This window comes from Gracilibacillus sp. JCM 18860, assembly GCF_055395245.1.
In genome coordinates, this window is the sequence record NZ_AP043868.1 from 603337 (window position 1) to 626589 (window position 23253).

Annotated in this window: 27 protein-coding genes; all 27 read right to left on the bottom strand. The window is 36.4% G+C overall.

Annotated features, from left to right (window positions below; all coding sequences use genetic code 11):
• Positions 1–131: 131 nt before the first annotated feature.
• The gene (gene spo0A / locus ACZ5R4_RS03160) at positions 132–860 is read right to left on the bottom strand and encodes a sporulation transcription factor Spo0A (protein ID WP_245902322.1); all 729 of its coding nucleotides are present in this window, start codon (positions 858–860) and stop codon (positions 132–134) included.
• Between the two features lie 410 nt (positions 861–1270).
• The gene (gene spoIVB, locus ACZ5R4_RS03165) at positions 1271–2554 is read right to left on the bottom strand and encodes a SpoIVB peptidase (RefSeq protein WP_277677907.1); all 1284 of its coding nucleotides are present in this window, start codon (positions 2552–2554) and stop codon (positions 1271–1273) included.
• 159 nt (positions 2555–2713) lie between these two features.
• Entirely contained in the window at positions 2714–4432 is a 1719-nt protein-coding gene (gene recN / locus ACZ5R4_RS03170) for a DNA repair protein RecN (protein WP_464368063.1), read from the bottom strand.
• Between the two features lie 49 nt (positions 4433–4481).
• Positions 4482–4931 carry a transcriptional regulator AhrC/ArgR gene (gene ahrC / locus ACZ5R4_RS03175; protein WP_109984204.1) on the bottom strand — a complete coding sequence of 150 codons (450 nt, stop codon included), beginning with the start codon at positions 4929–4931 and terminating at the stop codon, positions 4482–4484.
• A gap of 61 nt (positions 4932–4992) precedes the next feature.
• Positions 4993–5820, bottom strand: coding sequence for a TlyA family RNA methyltransferase (locus tag ACZ5R4_RS03180; protein WP_109984203.1), 828 nt, complete (start codon positions 5818–5820; stop codon positions 4993–4995).
• Positions 5821–5826: 6 nt separating this feature from the next.
• Positions 5827–7725, bottom strand: coding sequence for a 1-deoxy-D-xylulose-5-phosphate synthase (gene dxs / locus ACZ5R4_RS03185; RefSeq protein ID WP_464368064.1), 1899 nt, complete (start codon positions 7723–7725; stop codon positions 5827–5829).
• Positions 7726–7757: 32 nt separating this feature from the next.
• Entirely contained in the window at positions 7758–8336 is a 579-nt protein-coding gene (locus tag ACZ5R4_RS03190) for a hypothetical protein (protein ID WP_054859313.1), read from the bottom strand.
• Positions 8337–9031: 695 nt separating this feature from the next.
• Positions 9032–9916, bottom strand: coding sequence for a polyprenyl synthetase family protein (locus ACZ5R4_RS03195; protein ID WP_464368065.1), 885 nt, complete (start codon positions 9914–9916; stop codon positions 9032–9034).
• A complete protein-coding gene (xseB, locus tag ACZ5R4_RS03200; protein ID WP_054859311.1) occupies positions 9917–10153 on the bottom strand; it encodes an exodeoxyribonuclease VII small subunit in 237 nt (78 codons plus the stop codon).
• A 4-nt stretch (positions 10154–10157) separates the two neighbouring features.
• Entirely contained in the window at positions 10158–11498 is a 1341-nt protein-coding gene (gene xseA, locus ACZ5R4_RS03205; RefSeq protein WP_109984201.1) for an exodeoxyribonuclease VII large subunit, read from the bottom strand.
• Between the two features lie 153 nt (positions 11499–11651).
• Positions 11652–12515 (bottom strand): bifunctional methylenetetrahydrofolate dehydrogenase/methenyltetrahydrofolate cyclohydrolase FolD, encoded by an 864-nt coding sequence (gene folD, locus ACZ5R4_RS03210; RefSeq protein WP_109984200.1) that lies wholly within the window; start codon positions 12513–12515, stop codon positions 11652–11654.
• 1 nt (position 12516) lies between these two features.
• Positions 12517–12900: a transcription antitermination factor NusB gene (gene nusB / locus ACZ5R4_RS03215; RefSeq protein WP_054788894.1), complete on the bottom strand. Its 384-nt coding sequence runs from the start codon at positions 12898–12900 to the stop codon at positions 12517–12519.
• Positions 12878–13030, bottom strand: a complete 153-nt coding sequence (locus ACZ5R4_RS03220) for a hypothetical protein (RefSeq protein WP_347834113.1) — start codon at positions 13028–13030, stop codon at positions 12878–12880. Before ACZ5R4_RS03220 ends, nusB begins: the two co-directional genes overlap by 23 nt.
• Before the next feature lie 170 nt (positions 13031–13200).
• The gene (locus ACZ5R4_RS03225) at positions 13201–13593 is read right to left on the bottom strand and encodes an Asp23/Gls24 family envelope stress response protein (RefSeq protein WP_054859308.1); all 393 of its coding nucleotides are present in this window, start codon (positions 13591–13593) and stop codon (positions 13201–13203) included.
• Positions 13594–13628: 35 nt separating this feature from the next.
• A complete protein-coding gene (gene accC, locus ACZ5R4_RS03230; RefSeq protein WP_054788893.1) occupies positions 13629–14984 on the bottom strand; it encodes an acetyl-CoA carboxylase biotin carboxylase subunit in 1356 nt (451 codons plus the stop codon).
• Between the two features lie 12 nt (positions 14985–14996).
• Complete coding sequence (gene accB, locus ACZ5R4_RS03235; protein ID WP_109984199.1) at positions 14997–15497, bottom strand: acetyl-CoA carboxylase biotin carboxyl carrier protein; 501 nt, start codon at positions 15495–15497, stop codon at positions 14997–14999.
• A gap of 283 nt (positions 15498–15780) precedes the next feature.
• Positions 15781–16374: a SpoIIIAH-like family protein gene (locus ACZ5R4_RS03240; protein WP_109984198.1), complete on the bottom strand. Its 594-nt coding sequence runs from the start codon at positions 16372–16374 to the stop codon at positions 15781–15783.
• A 20-nt stretch (positions 16375–16394) separates the two neighbouring features.
• On the bottom strand, positions 16395–17036 hold the full coding sequence (spoIIIAG, locus tag ACZ5R4_RS03245; protein ID WP_054859305.1) for a stage III sporulation protein AG: 642 nt from the start codon (positions 17034–17036) through the stop codon (positions 16395–16397).
• Position 17037: 1 nt separating this feature from the next.
• Positions 17038–17652, bottom strand: coding sequence for a stage III sporulation protein AF (gene spoIIIAF / locus ACZ5R4_RS03250; RefSeq protein ID WP_054859304.1), 615 nt, complete (start codon positions 17650–17652; stop codon positions 17038–17040).
• Positions 17653–17667: 15 nt separating this feature from the next.
• Positions 17668–18837: a stage III sporulation protein AE gene (gene spoIIIAE / locus ACZ5R4_RS03255; RefSeq protein ID WP_109984196.1), complete on the bottom strand. Its 1170-nt coding sequence runs from the start codon at positions 18835–18837 to the stop codon at positions 17668–17670.
• 19 nt (positions 18838–18856) lie between these two features.
• Positions 18857–19249, bottom strand: a complete 393-nt coding sequence (spoIIIAD, locus tag ACZ5R4_RS03260; RefSeq protein ID WP_054788891.1) for a stage III sporulation protein AD — start codon at positions 19247–19249, stop codon at positions 18857–18859.
• A 6-nt stretch (positions 19250–19255) separates the two neighbouring features.
• On the bottom strand, positions 19256–19462 hold the full coding sequence (gene spoIIIAC / locus ACZ5R4_RS03265) for a stage III sporulation protein AC (RefSeq protein WP_054788890.1): 207 nt from the start codon (positions 19460–19462) through the stop codon (positions 19256–19258).
• 14 nt (positions 19463–19476) lie between these two features.
• On the bottom strand, positions 19477–19989 hold the full coding sequence (spoIIIAB, locus tag ACZ5R4_RS03270) for a stage III sporulation protein SpoIIIAB (protein WP_109984195.1): 513 nt from the start codon (positions 19987–19989) through the stop codon (positions 19477–19479).
• Positions 19986–20906: a stage III sporulation protein AA gene (spoIIIAA, locus tag ACZ5R4_RS03275; RefSeq protein WP_109984194.1), complete on the bottom strand. Its 921-nt coding sequence runs from the start codon at positions 20904–20906 to the stop codon at positions 19986–19988. Before spoIIIAA ends, spoIIIAB begins: the two co-directional genes overlap by 4 nt.
• A 214-nt stretch (positions 20907–21120) precedes the next feature.
• On the bottom strand, positions 21121–21678 hold the full coding sequence (efp, locus tag ACZ5R4_RS03280) for an elongation factor P (protein WP_109984193.1): 558 nt from the start codon (positions 21676–21678) through the stop codon (positions 21121–21123).
• Between the two features lie 52 nt (positions 21679–21730).
• Positions 21731–22801, bottom strand: a complete 1071-nt coding sequence (locus ACZ5R4_RS03285) for a M24 family metallopeptidase (protein WP_109984192.1) — start codon at positions 22799–22801, stop codon at positions 21731–21733.
• Complete coding sequence (aroQ, locus tag ACZ5R4_RS03290; protein ID WP_109984191.1) at positions 22794–23243, bottom strand: type II 3-dehydroquinate dehydratase; 450 nt, start codon at positions 23241–23243, stop codon at positions 22794–22796. Before aroQ ends, ACZ5R4_RS03285 begins: the two co-directional genes overlap by 8 nt.
• Positions 23244–23253: the final 10 nt, after the last annotated feature.

Here is a 23253-nt window from a genome sequence, read left to right on the forward strand (position 1 = left end):
TATAGGAGAGCGCATTTGTTTTTTTATATCTCCCAGTTTTTGTCATATGATTAGGTTCTGATAACAAAAAAACTCTTTTACAAGAGAAAAGAATCCTGCTCTTTCTCTTGTAAAAGAGTGAAATTGCAATATTATGAAGCTCTATGTTCTAGTCTAAGTCTGTCAGCAACCATTGCTATAAATTCTGAATTTGTCGGCTTTGCTTTAGAAACACTTACCGTATAGCCGAATAAAGACGATATGGAATCAATGTTCCCTCTACTCCATGCTACTTCAATTGCGTGGCGTATAGCACGCTCAACCCGAGAAGCAGTTGTGTTATATTTAGATGCGATATCTGGGTATAATACTTTGGTGATCGATCCTAATAACTCAATATCGTTATAAACCATTGTTATGGCTTCTCTTAAGTACATATAACCTTTAATATGGGCAGGAACACCAATCTCGTGGATAATATGTGTAATACTTGTCTCTAAATCGAACTTTTTAGAATGGTTTGTAGATGTTTTGATCTCATTGTTATGTATGGAAGGCTGCATTCCATGCACCTGTCTGATTTGCTCAGCTAAATGCTCTAGGTCAAATGGTTTTAAAATAAAATAAGAAGCACCTAAGGTTACTGCTTTTTTGGTCACATCTTCTTGACCAAAAGCTGTTAGCATAATGACATGGATATGTTTCGTATGCTCAGATTGCTTAATTTTTGACAAAACCGCTAATCCATCAACATGTGGCATAATGATATCTAATACGACTACATCAGGGCGCACATCCTCTATCATATCAAGGCATTCTTTACCATTGTAAGCCTTTCCTACAACCTCCATATCATTTTGATCCCCTAAGTACTCTTCCATTAATTGAACAAGTTCCCTATTATCATCGACTAACAATACTTTAGACTTTTCCACTAAAAAGCTCCTCCTTCAACAATTGCTTTACACTATTATATTTTCGACAAAAGCTTAATAATTCCTGCTTTTCATTAGAAAAACTTTTATTTTTTTCTATTTGCTTTAATTATCTTCATTTTTCGACTATTTTCATTTTGTTTACCCATGGTATGGATTGGTTTTGTCGAATAATCTTTAATTGTTATTATAACAATATTTTCTAGTGACTACAAGATGAATGAACACTTAGAAAAGCTTGTATTCCTTCTTTGGTAAATGCCTAGTTTTGCTTATAATTGGCACCTTTGCTACGAATTTTATGCGTACAAAAAAAATGGTTATCAGGATAATGCTTTTCCTGATAACCATTCCCTCTAACTTGCCTTTTTATCTTCTTTATATATATCTATTCCAGCTTCGTTTAGCATCCACTCAATATGAACCCCATATCCAGATGTCGGATCATTGACAAAAACATGGGTTACTGCTCCGATTACTTTCCCGTCTTGAATAATTGGACTTCCACTCATTCCTTGAACAATGCCTCCAGTAGCTTCTAACAAACGATCATCGACTATTTTGAGGATGAGACCCTTTGTTGCAGGTGATTCTTGGGCTACTGTATTGACAATTTCCACATCAAATGCTTCCACTTTCTCTCCATCAATAACTGTCAAAATTTTGGCAGGCCCTTCTTTGACTTGATTTGGTAATGCTATCGGCATCGGTTCATTCCACTTACTTTTCTCTACTTTTCCATTTAATGTACCAAAAATTCCAAAAGGTGTATTTTTCGTAATATTGCCAAGTTCACTTTCGTTAACATCAAAATTGGCTCTCTTTTCTCCGGGAACACCATTTTCCCCTTTCTGAATTTCCGTAACTTTTGATTTCACAATCGTTCCATCATTTATTTCAACCGGTTTTCTTGTATCCATATCTGAAATAATATGACCAAGTGCGCCATACTTTTTGGAATTTGGTTCATAAAAGGTCATTGTACCAATCCCAGCTGCTGTATCCCTAATATAAAGCCCTATTTGGAACTCTTGATCATCTGTATCATATTGAGGTGTCAAACTCGTTTGAATCGTTTTATTTCCACGTTTTATCTCTACATCAAGATCTTTTTTATTTTCACCAGCTTCTTTTACTAACGGGGCTACTTGCTCCATTTCCTTTATTGGCTGATTATTTATACTGACAATACTATCTCCGACCTTTATTTCCGCTTTTTCACCAGGAGACAGATCACCTTCTTCTGTGGAGACAAGATGATGTCCAACAACTAGAACCCCCTGTGTGTGCAAATTAATCCCTATCGATTGTCCTCCTGGCACTATACGGATATCCTCATAAACAGAGATATCCACCTTTTTTACAGGAATATCAGAAAAAGTGTAAACAACTTCTTGCTCTCCACTTTCCGCAAAGGAAAATGGAATAATGTCCGTTGCATGTTGAACTGTTTGCTCATTCTCAGCTTGAAGTTCTATGGAATTACCTAAAGTAGGCAAGCTAATATCATGTAAGCCTTCGAATGTTTTTATTTGATTGGGAATGGAAAGATATATTTGAAATGGTGTCAACCATGGAAGTGCAAATAAAGAGACAAGGAGTATTAGTCCTATTCCTTTTCTAATCCAGTCAGTCTTCATCACATCACCCTCCTTGTTAGTACAGATTCAATTTCATCTGTATATCTAATTTGACCTTTTAAGGGGGTTTTTAAACCCGTTTAAACTTAACAATTTCGGGTGATGTTTTCCACATTTCTAATAGGAGTTTGCCATCGGTGGAGTTTTTATCCTTTTTCCTCAGCGGCTTTTATTCATCTCAATTAATTCTTTTGCGTGTTGTTTAGATGCTTCTGTTAATTCTTCACCAGTAATCATTTTCCCAATCTCGGCGATGCGATCTTCACGGGATAATTCTGTAACGGACGTAGTAGTTCGATCATGATTCATATGCTTTTCGATTCGCAAATGAGTGTCTGCTATTGCTGCAACCTGTGGCAAATGAGTAATACAGAGTACTTGTGAATCAATCGAAATATTATACATTTTCTCTGCCATCGCTTGGGCAACTCGGCCACTTACACCTGTATCAACCTCATCGAAAATAACACTTGTAATCCCTTGATGCTGGGCAAATATATTTTTCATCGCTAGCATGATACGTGACATTTCACCGCCTGAAGCGATCTTGTTCAATTCTTTTGGTGGTTCACCTGGATTTGTGGATATATAGAAATGAATTCGATCAATTCCTTTATTATTTGGTCGAACCGATGAACCTTCAAGCATTAGCTCATTCTGGTCAGATTTGGTATACGCCACTTCTACAATAAAATTTGCCTTTTCCAAATATAATTCTTTTAACTCCTTTAAAACAGCCTTCTCCAATCCCTTGGCTGCTTTTACACGCACATCATGGAGCTGCTTTGCTTCTAAAAGTAAATCCTCTGTTAATTCTTTAAACCTCTGCTCTAATCTTAATAAATGCTCATCTCGATTTTTAATGGTTTCCAGTTCTTCTTCGATGGTGGCACTATATTCCATAATTTCCTCTACATTTGATCCGTATTTTTTCTTCAACTGGTTAAGTTCATTTAATCGTGATTCGATAAATTCTAGTCTTTCCGGATCAAATTCCATCCCATCAATATGCTGCCTAATTTTGTAGGATATTTCTTCAATCATATAATAATGATCAATATAGTCTTCGTATAGCTTCTGCAATTCTTGATTGTTTTCTCCTGCTGCTTCTAAATGATTGGCTGTATGTGATAACCAATCCAATCCCCGCATTTCTCCATGTAATCCATTATACGCATCCTTTAAGCTCTGAAAAATTCGTTCAAAATGAACTAAGGTGTTTCTTTCCTCTAACAGTTCGTCATCTTCTTTTGGGATTAAATTTGCCGATTGAATTTCATTTAATTGAAAAGTTAGAAGGTCTAACCTTTGAGCTAATTCTTTTTCATTTTGATTTTGTTCTTTATAGTCTTTCTTTAGTTGGCTCCATTTATGATATAATTCCTCGTATTCCTTTAGAAATTGTGGATCGTTTACTTGGTAATAAGAATCAAGCAATTCAATATGTTTATCCACATTCAACAATGATTGTGTTTCGTGTTGACTGTGAATATCAATGAGTAACTGACCTATTTCCTTCAATATAGCTAATGTCACTAGCTTACCATTTATTCGACAAATGCTTTTACCAGTTTGTGAAATAGTTCGGTGTAATACGAGCATTTGATCTTCCATAATTTCGATACCTAGTTCATTTGCCTTTTGAAACACAGGATGATTACTTTCCTCCATAATAAAAAGTCCTTCTAGCTCTGCTTTTTTCTCACCAAAGCGAATATATTCAACCGATCCTCTTCCCCCAATAAGTAACCCTAAGGCATCAATAATGATTGATTTACCTGCACCAGTTTCTCCAGTCAGTACTGTTAAGCCTTTTTGGAAGGTAATCGACATTTCTTCTATAATGGCAAAATTTTTAATCGAAAGCTCTGTTAACATACCCACACTCCCATCAAAAAGAAACTCCCATTAACAAATTAATACAGAATTAAAGCATTTCTAAAAATTTAGATTTCATCAATTCTGCATCTTTCACTGTTTTACAAATGATTAAGATCGTATCATCCCCACAGATGGTTCCCATAATTTCATCCCAGCTTAAATTATCGATCAATGCCCCCATAGCTTGGGCATTTCCCGGCAGTGTTTTCATTACTATAAAATGTGAAGCGATATCAATACTTACAAAAGCATCCATGATCAACCTTCTAAGTTTATTTAAAGGATTAAACTTTTGATCTGCTGGTAAGCTATACTTATATCTGCCATCCGCAGTAGGAACTTTCACAAGGTGTAATTCTTTAATATCTCTGGAAATAGTTGCTTGGGTTATCGTATAGCCTAACTGACGAAACTGATCGACAAGTTCATCTTGTGTCTCGATTTCATTTTCTGTAATAATTTCTCTAATTTTTATATGCCTTTGTGCTTTGTTCATATCCTCATCCTCCAACAATAAGGTATCCCATACGAAAACGGACTACTGTAAATAGGTAGTCCTAATCTTTTTTGTTTAATTCTAGATGTGCTGTCTGTACAACTTCTTTAATTTGTCCCACCATTTCTGGTAAGCTACATTCGTTAACAGAACTTTTCCTTAACCATGCTAAAAACTCAATATTTCCATCCCCTCCAGTTATCGGAGAGAACGTAAGATTAAGAAATTCAAAGCCTGTTTGGTGCGAAAATGTTAGAATATCATTTAATACTCTTTCGTGTATGGCAGCCTCTCGTACAATCCCTTTTTTGCCAACTTCTTCTTTACCTGCCTCAAACTGTGGCTTGATTAAGATCACACAGTCACTGTTTTCTTTTAATAGCTTAAACAACGGTGGTAAAATTAATTTTAAAGAAATAAAGGAGACATCAACTGTAGCAAAGTCAGGTTGCTTATCCTCAAGCATGTCAATAGTTACATACCGAAAATTCGTTCTTTCCATAACAATAACGCGTGGATCATTCCTTAATTTCCAGTCGAGCTGATTATAGCCTACATCAACAGCATAGCTTAGACTAACACCATTTTGTAAGGCGCAATCCGTAAATCCGCCAGTAGAGGACCCGACATCGATCATTATCTTTTCCTTTAGGTCCAGATGAAATGTCTTGATCGCTTTTTCTAACTTTAGTCCACCACGTCCAACATAAGGAAATAATTTACCTTTAACTTGAATATCAATATCATCGGAAACCTTTGTTCCAGGCTTGTCTATTCTTTGGCCATTAGAAAATACTAAACCCGCCATAATGGATCTTTTTGCCTTTTCTCTTGATTCGATTAATCCTCGATCTACAATGAGTTGATCAATCCGCATTTTATTAGCCATTTATTATCAAGCCCTTTTTTGCTTATTATTATCCATTTGTAGCATATTCGTCAATTCCTCAATCACTTGTTCTTTTGTTAAATGAATTTCTTCTAATAACTGTTGCACACTTCCATGTTCAATAAAACGGTCAGGAATTCCCATTCGTTTTATCGTTGGATGGTATTGATTTTCTTCAGCAAATTCTAAAATAGAACTTCCAAATCCACCTTGTAGAACGGATTCCTCTATAGTTAGAATCGGTATATTTCTTTTCATTACACCGTGCAGCATTTCCTCATCTAATGGTTTTAGAAAACGTGCATTAATTACTTCAATACTCATACCTTTTTTGGCAAGCTGAATACTTGCAGCCATTGCCATTTCAATTGTTGTACCAAAGGTTAGTATAACAGCATCCTTACCTGTAGTGAGAACCTCCCATTTACCGATAGGGATATTTTTTAATGTTGAATCCATTTCTACACCTAGTCCATTCCCTCTTGGAAAACGTAAGGCAATCGGTCCATCTTCGTATTCAATTGCTGTGTTCACCATATGTTGACACTCATTTTCATCTTTTGGCATCATCAGCACCATATTAGGTAAATGACGCAAAAAGGCGATGTCAAATACCCCTTGATGTGTTTCTCCATCTGCTCCAACTAGTCCTGCTCGATCAATCCCAAAAGCAACATTTAAATTCTGGCGGCAGACATCGTGAACCATTTGATCATAGGCACGTTGCAAAAAGGTAGAATAAATGGCCAGGAATGGTTTCATTCCTTGAGTTGCTAAACCTGCGGCCATTGTAGTAGCATGCTGTTCAGCAATACCAACATCAAATAGTCTCTTCGGGAAGTGCTCTTGAAATTTATCTAATTTGGAACCAAGTACCATTGCTGGCGTGATCACAGCAAGCTTCTCATTCTTTTCTGCGATTTTTTCTAATGTATCACTTACAACTTGGCTCCAGGCAGGCTTATCATCTACTGGCTTGATTTTTTCTCCAGAATCAATTTTATATGGACCAACACCGTGCCATTTATCTTTTTGATCTGTTTCTGCCGGCTGGTAACCTTTTCCTTTTTGAGTGATGACATGAACTAATACTGGGCCTTCCGTTTTAGATGCATATTGTAGGTTTTCTTCTAGTGCCTTGAAATCATGTCCATCAACGGGACCGAAATAAGTAAATCCAAACTCTTCAAATAACATACCTGGTACCATGAAATATTTCATACTGTCTTTTACTCTTTCAGCAGTTTGTGCGATCTTCCCCCCAACTGCTGGTATCCGTTTCATTAGTACTTCTATTTCATCCTTCATTCGATTGTACTTACCTGCACTTCTCATTCTTCCAAGTGCCTTGTGCAATGCTCCTACATTACCCGCTATCGACATTTCATTATCATTTAAAATCACGGTCATGTTCTTTTTCTCGTGACCGATATGATTCAACGCTTCCAGTGCCATCCCGCCTGTTAAAGCACCATCACCAATAATTGGAACAACTGCATAATCCAGTCCTTGCATATCACGTGCAATCGCCATCCCCATAGCAGCAGATAAGGAGGTGGAACTATGTCCGGTTTCCCATACGTCATGTTTACTTTCTGACATTTTCGGGAATCCACATAGCCCGTTATATTGTCGCAGTGTATCAAATTGTTCCGTTCTACCTGTTAAAATTTTATGAATGTAGGATTGATGTCCAACATCAAATATTAGCTTATCAGTGGGACTGTTAAAATGCTTGTGCAAAGCAAGTGTTAGCTCTACAACACCCAAATTAGCCCCTAAATGCCCTCCTGTTACCGAGAGCTTATTAATGAGAAATTGTCTGATTTCATATGCGAGATCTTCTAGTTCTTTTTTTGTTAAATGTTTTAAAAAATTCGGTTGCTTGATTTTGGTAAGATCCATGATGGAATCCTCCCTATTAAGATTCTGTATCTTTAACTTTTTGATAATACTTTTATTTTAAGTCTTTCCTCTAAAAATGCAATTATTTTACCGACTAAGAAAATAATTTGTGTCGAAGAATTAATAGCAAAATATTTGCCTAAAGCTTTTCCACCCACTGTTAAAGCTGCTACAAGACTTGTGAGAATTACTGAGATGGTAATTTGAATGCTAGTACCTTCCTCATATCCGAATACATTAGCAATTTGTAAGACAACGACTGCAGATGCTGTACCACTAATAATACCAGAAATATCACCAATCACGTCATTACAAAAACTTGCGAAGCGGTCTGCATTTCTCACAATCAGTACAGCATGCTTTGCGCCACTTACCTTCTCAGCAGCCATAGCGTGAAAAGGTGCCTCATCAGCTGCTGCTGCCGCAATTCCTAACATATCAAAGAATACACCAATCAATACAATGAATAATACGATTAGTAAACCTACAACAGACATAACTCCACTTAGTATGGATGAAGAAACAACTGAAAAAATAGCCGCTAACACAAATGTGATAACGGCAATACTAAGGCTAAATTTTATCGACTTTTGCAATTGTTTTTTATTCATAACGAACCCCGTTAAAGTGTTTAACATTATTATTATGTATGATGCGGAATGGTCATTTAAGAAGTAAAGACTACGGCTTAGGTCCAGTAGGTTTTCCCAGATATGTACCAAGTGTTGCCACTTTGGCGGTTCCCCTTTAAACATATCTTAGCGTTGTCACCAACAGCTAGACTGGATTACCACTCAGTCCGTACTATAATCCTTCTTAAACTTCCATTTGGAACAGTCTAGGAGATTTCCTCAGCAACCTTTGACCATTTCCTAGCCTCTTTTGCAGTACGAATTTCATATAGAAAACGTGTCCCAAATTAGTGGCCATCCAAAATGAAACACTCTATTGCCTATAATCCCCTTCGTACCACTCAAGGCAGGCTACGCTATGAATAGAAATACCCGATCCCTATTCGATAGGTTCATACCCCATTCCATTCTCTTTACTTGGCTAAGAAAAGAAAACAGTGATGGGCCTCCGCGGAAGAAGGGTCTTCGCCCACATGCCTTTGTGGATCGCCCTTCAACCTTAACTCCCAGCATCGACCCAAGGCTGGGCGCCTCAAGCCAACACAAGGAACTTCATCGATGTGCCCTTTGGCAGATTTTTAGGCCTGCCTTCAGAAATGGAGGATTGACTAGAATACTGCACCATTCCACTTTGTTACTTTTATTCTAACATAATTTCAAGCTTTACTCAATCTTTACAAATCTCTTTCACTTAAATAGTCAGTTAGCCCTTCCAATCTGGAACCTTTTAATCCTGCCTGCTCTAGACATTGTTTAGCTTTGTTTACATAACTCTTCTTATGTGAAATGGCCCCATCTAAGCCTAAAACAGAAGGGTAGGTGCTTTTACTATTACCTTGATCACTACCTGAAGCTTTGCCCATTAGATGCTGATCCCCTACTACGTCCAGAATGTCATCCTGAATTTGGAAGATTAAACCGATATACTCAGCGAATTGTCGCAATATGGAGCGTGTCTTGTCATTTGCTCCTGCCAAATAGCTCCCAGCATCAATAGCGAACGACAATAAGCAGCCCGTTTTTAACCGATGAATTTGCTCTAACTGTTCGATAGTAATCTCTTGTTGCTCTGCTTCCATATCTAACAATTGTCCGCCAACCATTCCTTCCATTCCACTTGCTTCAGTTAGCCTGTTGATTAAATATACTTTTTCCTCTGCATTGTATACGTTTGCGGAAGCAATCACTTGAAAACTATTCGTGAGCAAACCATCGCCCGCCAGAATGGCAGTGGCTTCGTCGAATTGACGATGATTGGTTAATTTTCCTCTTCGATACATATCATCATCCATTGCAGGAAGATCATCATGAATTAAGGAATACGTGTGGATCATTTCCAATGCAACTGCTGCAGGAAAAATTTTCTCACAGTTTCCTTGAAGCCCTTCGCATGTTAGCCTCATTAGGATAGGACGTAGCCTTTTACCACCAGCATTGATAGAATATTTCGTAGACCGTTTTAATCTCTCAGGAATATTAAGAGTATCTATATACTGAAGCAGTAATTGATTCATTTTTTCTTTTTCTATTGTTATATATTGTAAGAGCTCTTCTTTCACCTATTTTTCCTCCTGCATGTCAAAGCTAATCAGTTCCCCTTTTTCATTCATTATTTCCTGTAGCTGTTGATCGGCCTTTACTAATTTATCATGACAAATTTTCGATAATTTTGAACCTTCCGCATAATAATTCATTGCTTGCTCTAGCGGAATATCTCCCTCTTCCATTTTATTGACGATTTCCTCTAGTTTAGACAAAGCTTCTTCAAAAGAAAGCTCGTCTTTATTTTTTGTCATACGATCACTTCTCCTCTATTTTAGTCACATTAGCGTGGATAACTCCATCAGATAACTTTACCTTAATTTCGTCATTTATCGATAGTTGTTCTGATTGATAGATAATCTCATCTTCATTGGAATACGCAATAGAATAACCTCTTCGCATAATCTTTGTTGGGTCTAATAATTCTAATTGATTTAGTTTATTAGTAAACTGGATTTTTTTATCTTGCAGAATCCTTACTATATTATTTTTTAGTCTTTCATCAAATTGTAACCATCGCTCTCTTCTTTGTCGAATGATTAATTGAGGCCGAACGTATTGAAGCTGTGTATGGAGCAAATTCCATCTATCCTTTTTCGCCTTCATGAATAATTCCGTTTTTTGTTGATGCTCTTCAACGATCCGATCAAGTAATAGTTCTTTTTCTTCTAAAAATCGCTTCGGAAAACGAAAAACAGTGGTTTGTTTGATCCGTTGAAGCTTCTCGTTTGCTTGCTTTAATTGTTGTTGATATGAATGCTCTAACATTCTATTCAGCTGTATCACTCGTTCAGAAAGATCCAATCTAGATGGAACAGCTAATTCTGCAGCTCCTGTTGGGGTTGCTGCCCGGACGTCTGCAACTAAATCACTAATAGTAAAGTCCGTTTCATGACCAACAGCAGAGATAATTGGAACCTCAGATACAAAAATAGCTCTTGCGACAATCTCTTCATTAAAAGACCATAATTCTTCTATGGATCCTCCACCACGCCCTAGAATAATGGTATCAATACCGGTAAGCTTGTTCGCTTTTTCAATCCCTTCCACAATTGATTTTGCAGAAAATTTCCCTTGTACTAAGATTGGAATAATGATGAGATCAACTAACGGATATCTTCGTTCTAGAGTTGTCACAATATCTCTTATGGCAGCACCAGTTGGTGAGGTCAGCACTGCAATTTTCTTTGGAAATGTTGGTAGTTGTTTTTTATGTTCTGTATTAAACAGTCCTTCTAGTCTTAATTTTTCCTTCAGTTGTTCATATGCAAGATGAAGAGAACCAATACCATCTGGTTGCATATCTTGAATATATAATTGGTACTGACCACTCGCTTCAAAAATACTAATATTTCCTTGTAACAACACCTTCATACCATTTTCCGGCTTGAATTTGAGTAAGCTATTCTGTCCTTGAAACATTACCGCTCGAATACTTGCCATATCATCTTTGATCGTCATATACATATGACCGCGACTATGATGCTTAAAATTAGAAATCTCGCCTCTAAGGTAAACATTCGTTAAATGATGATCCACATCAAATTTTTTCTTTATATATTTAGTCAACGCTGTAACTGTTAGGTACTTATGTTCCATCCGTCACACTCACTTTTATCGTTTAATTGTTTAAGCAGAGAAAAGGCCATTCCCAAACATCTGTGGTTGAATGACCTTTTTATACTATCTAAATGGACTTATTTGTTCGCAGATAGTATAAAAGCATAGCCAATGAATTTCATTGTTTTCTAACTATCCGTTATATACACCGTGAGCAATTTTGGCAGACTTAATCGTATTATGTAACAGCATCGTGATAGTCATTGGACCTACCCCTTTAGGTACTGGCGTAATATAGCTTGCCTTTTCTTTGGCAGAATCAAAGTTAACATCGCCTGTTAAAGTACCTTCTGCCGTTCGATTAACACCTACATCAATCACAACTGCACCCTCTTTAATAAAATCCCCATTTATAAAATGCTCTATACCTACCGCTACTATAAGGATATCTGCGGAAGCTATATAATCCTTCATATTATTAGTTTTGGAATGACAATAGGTTACGGTAGCATTTTCATTTAGTAATAATTGTCCAACTGGCTTTCCTACAATATTACTTCGACCGATAACGACAGCATGCTTCCCAGCTATTTCAATATTTTTTGATTTTAACATTTGGATAATACCGAATGGCGTACATGGAAAAAAGGTATCTTTTCCTGTCATCATTCGTCCAATATTGATCGGGTGGAATCCATCTACATCCTTTTCTGGAGAAATCGCTTCGATGATTTTCTCTTCATTGATATGCTTCGGAAGTGGTAATTGGACAAGAATACCATGTACCGTCTCTTGTTCATTTAATTTCTTTATAAGGGATAGTAGCTCCTCTTCAGTAGTACTCTCTGGAAGTGTCATGAGATCGGAATCTACCCCAACATAATCAGATGCCTTTTGTTTCCCTCGAACATATGACTTAGAAGCAGGGTCCTCCCCAATCAAAATGACTGTTAGCCCTGGTACGATTCCTTGTTCTCTTAATTTCACAACCTCTTCTTTCATTTCATCTCTCATCGATTGAGCCAGTTCACTGCCATAGATAACTTCTGCTGACATTTTAATTCCCCCTTAACATTTTTGAAAGTACACCATTTATAAATTTTCCTGAATGGTCATCACCAAAGACATGAGCAATTTCAATCGCTTCATTGATGACAACATTCTCTGGTGCATCTTTATCATAAAATAATTCATATGTCGCAATTCTTAATAATGTTCTTTCCACTGCCGCAAGTCGTTGTAGTGACCATTTTTCTAAATGTTGAGAAATCTTCTTATCGATTTCTTGTTGATGGTTCACGACACCATGGACAATTCTTATCAGAAAATCATCGGACTCGTCCTCTATAATGTACTTCATAGACTCTTCTGCATCAAAATCTGATTGATCAATTGAAAATAATACTTGCAATGCTTTTTCACGTGCCATTCTCCGCTTCATTTATTCCATACTCCTTATCACGATCTATGCCAATTTCCGACACATTAGGTTCATTTACAAATAATATCATGTTATACGCTTGATTACCAATTATATAATGGAAAAAGGCCTTAATAATTTTATACACCACTTTCGAAAAAGTAAGACTTTCATCTTTTGAGTAGTTGCTTTTTCAGAACCTTATAAGTAATACTTAACTTCTCAATTTTGATTTTGTGGCTGATTGAGATGGCATTGTAACATAATCAGAGAACAAAGAGGCTCAAGCCGATTAATTTTAATCAGCTTGAGCCTTATTTTTCACTCAGTTAACTCTTCTGGATTTTGTTCCATGTGTACTCCCACAACATGTACATTTATCTCTTGAATAGAGATTGCAGTCATATTCTCTATTGCTTGTCTAATGCTTGTTTGAATCTGCTCAGCAACCTTAGGAATAGAGAAGCCATAGTCAATCACTGTATGAACGTCAACAGTTACACCACTGTCTCTCAATTCTACTTTGATTCCTTTTCCGTGTGCTTTTTTGCCCAGCTTCTCGGCCACACCAGATGCAAAGTTCCCTCTCATGCTCGAAACACCTTTTACTTCTAAAGTGGCAAATCCTGCGATTACTTCAAGCACATCTGGTGAAATTTCTACCTTACCAAGCTGCGGAGATTGACCAACATCTAATAAATTGTTCTCTGCCATTATTATCCCTCCTAACTATGAGGATAAATAATTTTTTATTCTTCTTCCATTATACTATACTTTTCCAAAAATCTTGTATTAAAATCACCATTTTTAAACACTGGATGGACCATCATTCTTCGGTGGAAAGGAACGGTTGTATGGATCCCTTCTATGATGTACTCATCTAGTGCTCGTTCCATCTTTTTGATCGCTTCTTCTCTCGTTTTTCCGTAAGTGATTAACTTTGCGATCATGGAATCATAATAGGGCGGAATTTTATAACCAGGATATACTGCAGAATCGACGCGTACCCCTAGACCGCCTGGTGGTAAATACATTTTAATTTCTCCAGGTGATGGCATAAAGTCCTTTTCAGGGTTTTCGGCATTGATTCTACATTCCATTGCCCAACCATTAAAGGTTATGTCCTCTTGTTCGAAGGATAACTTCTCGTTATTCGCAATAAGTAATTGCTCTCTTATTAAGTCAACACCTGTCACCATTTCTGTAACTGGGTGTTCTACTTGAATTCGTGTATTCATTTCCATGAAGTAGAATTTATTTTCTTTATTATCAAAAATAAATTCAATTGTACCAGCACCAGAATAGTTTACTGCTTTTGCTGCTTTCACTGCAGCCTCTCCCATTTTTTCTCTCATGGCATCATTTATTGCGGGAGAAGGTGTTTCTTCTATTAGCTTCTGAAGACGTCTTTGCACTGTACAATCACGTTCACCTAGATGGATAGCATTTCCATGATTATCTGCTAATACTTGTATTTCTACATGGCGAAAGTCTTCGATATATTTTTCTATATAGACACCTGGATTTCCAAATGCTTTCTCTGCTTCATTTTGCGTCACTTGTATACCTTTTACAAGTTCTTCTTCGTTACGAGCTACACGAATTCCTTTTCCGCCACCACCAGCAGTTGCTTTAATAATAACTGGGAAGCCAATTTGTTTAGCCACTTTTAATCCATCTTCTTCATCGGCGATAATGCCATTAGAACCTGGAACTACAGGAACACCTGCCTCTTTCATGGTTTCTCTGGCAACATCCTTTGTTCCCATTTTTTGAATAGCGTAAGCACTAGGACCAACAAATGTCACATTACAAGCTTCGCAAATCTCAGCGAAATCAGCATTCTCAGAAAGAAATCCATACCCCGGATGAATCGCATCAGCTTGTGTTAATGTCGCAACACTCATAATGTTGGTAAAGTTTAAATAGCTTTCACTGCTCAACTTCGGTCCAATACAATATGCTTCATCTGCAATTTGTACATGTAGGGCTTCACTATCCGCTTCTGAGTAGATAGCGACAGTTTCCATTCCCATTTCTTTAGCAGTACGAATGATTCTGACTGCTATTTCTCCACGATTGGCAATTAAGAGTTTCTTAATCACAGTTTCATCCCCTTATACGGTCTTAATACGGAATAACGGCTGACCATATTCTACTAATTCACCGTTTTCTACTAACACTTCTGTTACAGTACCCTTTACATCTGCTTCGATTTCATTGAACAATTTCATTGCTTCTACGATACAAATAACGGTGTTCTCACTTACTTGATCCCCTACCTGTACAAAAGCAGGCTTATCAGGGGAAGGAGAACTATAAAAAGTACCTACCATTGGTGATACCACTTCAAAATCATAATCCTTTGATTCTACCACTGGTTTTTCCTCTTGAACTGTAGCCTGCTCTGATTGGCTAGGCTTTTCAATAGATGGAGCAACCTGTTCCTTTATTTGTGGCGTTTGTGGTATATGTACCGCTTCATTCGTCACAGTTTGTACAACAGAATGATGTTTTTTTAATTTAATTTTTGCTCCATTTGCTTCGTATGAAAATTCATCAATTGATGATTGATCTAGTTTATCAATCAAAGCTTCCATTTCTTGGATAGATAACATGTATCTGCACCCTTTCTCTTAAGTTACATTTAATAACAGGTACTAATAACTCCTTATAACATTTTACGCAAACAATTGTAAAACTGCAACTATAGATTTTAATCCAGCTTTATAACGAACAATTGTTTAAGTTAAAATGAGAAAATCCGAACTGATTCAGAAATTCTCCTCATTACTGAATACATGCCCGGATTTTCGACCATTTTAAATATATTTACAAAAACGCTAACCGTTTGTAGGGATAAAGAACCGAAAATTATGTTTAGCGTCGTCGCCTTTATCATTAGCTCGTTTGATAGACTACCTCTACATCCACTTCACCAAATTCATCCTTTGTATGTTGGATAATAGTATTTGCTTCTTTCGGTGTTAAAGAGTCTGCTTGGACCGTTACGACTATATTGTCCCCTTCCATGTTACGGACAAGCACCTGGTCATAGCCAACTGTTGATTTTAATGTATCTTCTAGAATCATTTCCTTTGATTCTACGTATTCAATTTCTTTCATCGCTTCATATGCTTCATTTTTCTCTTCTGTTGAAGCGTCGTTTGATGAAACAATTTTCTCAAGTCTTTCTTTTTCCATGCTTCTTTGATTCGTAATTTCCATTCTCACAGCTGCAAAAAACTCATCAGAATTAACGGTAGAACTATCTGCTTCCTCTGTTGCATCCTCATCCGTTTTACCTTCTTCGTTAGTTGTCTCTTCCTTATTAGTGATCTCTGTTAAGGATTGGGATGTCGTTTGATCACCTTCTACATCTTCTGTATCAAAATATGCAAGATCCCCTTCACTCGGTGCATTTAAGTAATAAATACTTAAAACAACCATTAAGCTTAACATTGTTAATAACCAAACTGTTTGTTTTTTTAACATAGTGTTACCTCCCAAATGATTTATTTATTTTTAGGCTGAACAGAGATGCGATGTGCTGGAACATCAAGAACTTTTGAAACAGCATCCATCACCCATTTCTTAACTTCTAGGTTGTCCACTCCATTTGCAACAATCAAAACACCTCTAACTTCTGGTTTCTTTGTTTGCACAAGTAAGGGAACTTCCTCTTCTCCTTGGCGAATGATGACAACTGTTTGCTCCCTAGTCTCATCTTCTATTTTCCTCGTTCCACCATTTTGATCAGATTCATTTGTCACTTGTGAACCAATGATTAAATTTTTTTGATAAACCTTCTCGTTGGTTGCATCAAGATTCACCATTACCTCCACATTGGATACACCGGTTATTTTCTCTAATAAAGCTACTAAATCATTTTCATACGCCTCCTCAATTCCTGCCATTTTTTCAGATGCATTATTAGCATCCTTTTGTTTCCATACCTCTTTTGAATCTTCACTTTCAGACTGAGGTAAGGAAGAAGAATAATTAGGTAATTCACTTGATTGATCGGAACCCAGTAAATTACTTACTAACAATATGAATATACCGATTAATCCTATTAACACAATGTAATGTATTTTATTTGGTTTCTTATCAGATATTTTTAAAGAAGAAAGTATTTTTTTCCACCATTCAACCACCTTATTCCTCCTTCCATCTCGCATGAATAATATCTGCCTCTACCTGCCATTGTTCGGCTAAAAAATCAATAATTTCTTGATTATCAAAAGATTCATTGTCCAATTCTTTTTCAGATTCCCCGATGTTAATCTCTACTTTTTCTACTGTTTCCAAATTTCCCTCTTGGAATGGCTTTAACTGCACATATATTGCGGTAATGTCTTCTGTTGTTTCAGCAGTTTCTTCCTCTTTCCACTCTACTTCCAAATGATCTATTGCTGATTGATAATCTTGATTCAACTCCTCTTCTACTAAATTTTTCATCTGGACAACCATCTCTTGTAATACATATGCACGATTTATCGATTCTATTTCATTTTTCTTTTGATTTGTTTGATTTTCTATCTCGGCTTCTAAATTCGAATTAGTTGAGGTTTGAAAAACAGGTGAAATCAGTTGTTCTACATCCACTTTAAAAATGGATAGGATTGGCTGTAAGATAATTAATATAAGAAGTAGCCCAATAACGAGCTTGGCATATTGTTTTATTTTGGAACTTGGCAGTATTAAATCAACTACCATCGCCAAAATGATAAAAATTACAATTTGTAATACCCAGCCTGAAAGAAATTCCAAAATCACTTCCTCCCTTTATCTCACCATTACCGTAAGATTGCTTGCTATGATTAAAATAACAATCGTAAAAAAAAACATAAAAGAAACCAATAGAAGTGCTGCGAATAGATAAAGAATATGTTTACCAATAATATCCAAGCATTCAATAACAGGACCATCACCTACAGGTTGTAGTACTGCTGTGGTAACCTTATACATGATGGATATTACTAATATTTTTATAGCAGGAAACATGACGATACCGATCAATATCGCAACACCTATTAAGCCAATTGCGTTTTTAATTAAGATAGTCGCACTCAAGACAGTATCGGTAGCATCTGTAAACAATCTTCCTATGACAGGGATGAAATTTCCTGTTACAAATTTCGCAGTTTTCATTGCTACGCCATCCTGAATCGCACTTGCTGCACCTTGAACAGAAATAACTCCCAAGAAAACAGTTAATAGAATCCCCATAATACTAATCCCTATGTTCTTCATGAGATTAGCTAGCTTTGTTGCTTTAAATTCTGGATTCAGGGTACTAACAATTTGCAAAATAGCAGACAATAAAAATAAAGGAACAATTAGCTTAGAAACAACAAAAACACTTACATGAATTAAGAAAATAATGATTGGATGAAAAAAAGAGATCGTTAATAAATGCCCGAGGGATGCTAATAAACCGAGTAATAATGGTAGTAATGCAATTAAGAAATTCTTCGATAAATTTATCGTATCCAATACATAGTTAGTAGCTAACTGAAAGCTTTGCAGTGCAATAATGATTAGCATAATATAAACAACGGCATAAGCTACTTTACTCACCACTTGATTTTCGAAAGCGTTTTGAATCGTTTGAAGCAACAAGCAAAATAAAGTTAATAACATTAAAGTGGCAAGCAATTTTCCATTTTCCATTAATTCATAGAGAAAATATCGTAAAAACCCTTTTAGCCAATCTTTTATACTGATATTTCCTTCACTGTGTACCATTGACCAAAAATCATTTTTCTCAAGTTCTGGCAGGACATGACTATACTCTTTGCTTAATTGCTGCCAATAGCTTTCCAATTCGCTTCCTTCTAATAATGACTCATATCCTGTTAAAATACCTTTATTTTGGGATGCAACTAGTTCAAGGGGTTGTCCTATTACGATTAATACGAAAACAATGAATAAAATTTTGGGAAATGGCTTCATTTTAGATTTCCTTCCATCATTACGAGATTGGAAAAAGATTGATAATGGTTTCAATCAATGATTTAAAAATAGGAATGGCTAATATTATGATAAACACCTTACCAATTAGTTCGATTTTTAAAGCAATCGACTCTAATCCTGCATCTTTGACAATATTTGAGCCGATTTCTGCTATATAAGAAATTCCTATAATTTGTAGAATCGTTTTAATATAAAAGTGATGAATATTTGCCTGCTCTCCTAAATAGGTAACAAGTTGCAAAATTTCCTGCACATATTGAATTAAATAGATAAATAAATAAAGTACGGTGAGTAAAATGATTAAAAATGCGATCGTTGGTTGTTTCTCTTGTAAAAGCAGAACGAAAATTGCAGCGATAATACCGATACTAACAATTTCAATAATCCCCATTATGCATTATCCTTTAAAGAAAAATACGGCTCTAATTTGCTGAAATAAATCCGATATACTGTTTAGTACGAACAAAAGTACAATAATAAAGCCAACTAAACTAACAAATTGTGCAAATTCCTCTTTTCCCATCTGTTTCAAAACTGTGTGAATCATGGCAACGATTATCCCGATTCCAGCAATTTGAAAAAGAATACTAGTATCGCCAACCATCCGTTATCCCCTCTCTATAGCAAGAGTAAAGCAATCAATATTCCTGTTAGAAAACCTAAGCTTTTGGAAATCTTCCCATAACGTTGGTACATTTCCTCCGCTTCTGTATGTTTATTATTCAAGTGAGTTAATGCTAATTGAATATATTTTTGTTGTTGAACCGTATCATGCTGCCCAAGTGTTCTACCGAATTGTTTCATAATCTCTTTTTCATCAGAGAATAAGGGAACACTATTCCAAAATAGTTCTACCTCCTGCTCCCAGATTGAATAAAGCTCTCTGTTCTCGTTTTTTAATCGAAGCCCAACCTGTTCAAAAAATAAGGCAATTGGTTGCGGAACTTGTTTCGAAATATGAATGCACGCATCCTGTACAGCTGTTTGACTATATACAATTTCTGCTTCCAATATTAATAAAGCATTTTTTAATGTCCGAATTAACTTCGGTCGTTTCTCCATTCTATTGGCAAACTCTATCCCTATCCAAAAAAATGTAATAATAATCAAAATAGCCCCGATCCATTTCATGATTGGTTCACTCTCTCCAATATCGGATGTCCTTTACTGTCTAATATGTCTAGGACTTCTCCTGTATGATGTTTATTTGATAAAACAATAAATCTGTCAAAAATTTCGGCGTTTATAAGTGGTGTGATCGCAGGTCGATTCTGGATATCCTTTAAGTCTTTTCCATGAATCGTGCAAATTAAGTTTATTCCTGCGTTCATCACTTCCATTAAGGCTTGTACATCTTTATCGCTACCAATTTCATCCACAATAATCACATCAGGTGACATCGATCGTACGAACATCATCATACCTTCTGATTTAGGACAACGATCCAAAACGTCTACACGAAGTCCTATGGAGGACATCGGAACTCCTTCTGTTGCGGCACAAATTTCCGAGCGTTCATCCACTATTGCGGTTTTATGTGCTTTCATTTCCTTTGTACCTGTAGAAACAAATCGAGCTAGATCTCGAAGAAAAGTCGTCTTCCCTGACTGTGGGGGTCCAATGATGAGTGTGTTTAAAAAATGTTCTTTGTAAAGATAGGGTAAATACGATTTGGTGATTCCCACTTTATCGGTTGCTAGTCGAATATTAAAAGAAGACACGTGCTTGATTGCCTTTACATAGCCATTTTCTATAATTACGGAACCAGAAATCCCAATTCGATGTCCACCTCTCACCGTTATATAACCTTGTCTTAATTCTTCTTCTAATCGATAGAGAGAATAATCGCTTATTCTATTTAATATGGACTGAGCATCTTCTTTGGAAGTTCTTACATGGGATAACCACATAACACTTTTCCCTGTATTAATTTCAATTGGCCGATTAATGCGAAGTCGAATCTCTTCTGGTACAACTTGTTTTGCTTGAAGGTAATGATCAATCTCTGTTGCGATTGCAATGGGTAGTAAAGAGAGTATGGTTTCCATCATATTGCCTCATTTCAACATAACTTTTTCTTTTACATTCTATGCTTTTAATTGTTAGATATAACCTAGATGATATTTTTGTTAATAGAGAAAAAGAAGACGTTCTATACCTTTTTCTTACATTCCATTCTGTGTTCATGTAGTTTTTAAAAACACAAAAAAGCTACAAGACATCATTGCCCTGTAGCTCTTTTTACTATCGAATATTCATCTATTAGGCGCGGGACACATATTTACCATCACTAGTGCTTATAACAAGTACGTCACCCTCATTAACAAAGAAGGGTACTTGTACCGTTAAGCCAGTTTCCAAAGTGGCTGGTTTAGTACCACCACTAGCTGTATCCCCTTTAATACCAGGCTCAGTTTCCGTAACAGTGAGCTCTACATTATTTGGAAGATCGACTCCGATTGTTTCTCCTTGATATGTGAGAATATTAACTTCCATATTCTCCTTTAAGAATTGCAATTCTCGCTCAATTTGACCTGCTTGTAACTCTGTTTGTTCATAACTCGACGTATCCATAAAAGTATGAGTATCCCCTGAAGCATATAAATATTGCATTTTACGATTTTCTATATGGGCTTTGTTTACTTTCTCTCCGCCACGAAATGTTTTCTCTTGAATATTACCATTTCTTAAATTACGTAGTTTAGAACGAACAAACGCCGCCCCTTTTCCCGGCTTAACATGCTGAAACTCCATAACCTGCCAAATATCACCATCTACCTCTATCGTTAAACCTGTTTTAAAATCATTTACTGAAATCATTCAAATTCCTCCTCCAACTCTGTTCCATTTTGTACATTATTTTGTCAATATATTACGATACCGAAAGCGTAATTAATTCTTTTGGTGCATGGGTTAACCGCTCGTTTCCGTTTTCTGTTAGCCATATATCATCCTCAATTCGACATCCACCGATTTCAGGGATATAGATGCCTGGTTCAACTGTGACAACCATGCCTTTTTCCAATACTTGATTAGATCTAAATGACAATCCTGGCGATTCATGAACTTCTAATCCAAGACCATGACCAGTAGAATGACCGAAGTATTTGCCGAACCCTTTGCTATCTATATAATCTCTTGTCAGAGCGTCTGCTTCTTTTGCAGTTATTCCTGGCTTAATACCGGCTACGCCTCTTATCTGTGCTTCCAATACCGTATCATATATCTCTTTTAGCTCACTAGAAATTTCACCAACTGCTACCGTTCTTGTTATATCTGAGCAATAACCTTTGTAGAGCGCACCAAAATCCATTGTAACAAGCTCTCCTGCTTCTATTTCCTTATCAGAAGCTACACCATGCGGAAGTGCTGAACGGTAACCTGATGCAACAATAATATCAAAGCTTGAAGATTGTGCACCATTTCGTCTCATAAAAAACTCAAGTTCATTGGCAATGTCTATTTCCTTCACACCTGGCTTTATGTAATTCAAAATATGCTCAAAAGCACGATCAACTATATTACACGCATCCTTTAATATAGTAATCTCATCTTCCGATTTAATCAAGCGAATTTTTTCGATGATTCCACTTGTTGGGGTAAATTCCGCATCGATTTCTGCATCAAATTGTTCATATCCTTCATAGGACAATGTTGCTTTTTCAAATCCAATTGTCGATATCGAATAATCTTTTACAATATTTCCTACAACCTTTGGGATGGGTTCTTTATGTTCGATTATGGTAAAGCCTTTCACCTGATCTTTCGCTTGTTCCGTATAACGGAAATCAGTAATGAAAAACGCTTGATCGTTTGTGACGACAGCTGCTCCTGCTGTGCCTGTAAATCCAGTTATGTACTGTCTGTTGACTGCGCTTGTAATAAGCATTGCATCTAAGTTATGATCCTTAAGCTGCTGACGTAATTGGTTTAATCTACTCATTTTTTTCCTCCCCATTCCTTTCACCTAAAAAGATCGCTGCCATTTGATAGCCTTTTGTACCAAGTCCAACTATTTGGCCTTGACAAACCGGTGCTAAAAGGGATGTATGTCTAAAGGATTCTCTACTATGAACATTTGAAATGTGTACTTCAATCACCGGTACGTTTATCGATTGTATGGCATCCCTAAGCGCAATACTAGTATGAGTGTAAGCACCCGGATTAAAAATCACTCCAATATAATGATCATTGGCATCATGAAGCCAATCGATGAGCTCTCCTTCATGATTCGACTGTTTAGCATCTAACTCATGAGAATATCTTTGAAGAACTTTTCTTACATCCCTTTCGACATCATCCAATGTTTCCTTACCATATATGTCTGGTTCTCTCTTTCCCAATCTATTTAAGTTTGGGCCATTTAGTAATAAGATCTTCCCCATTAGGACTCCA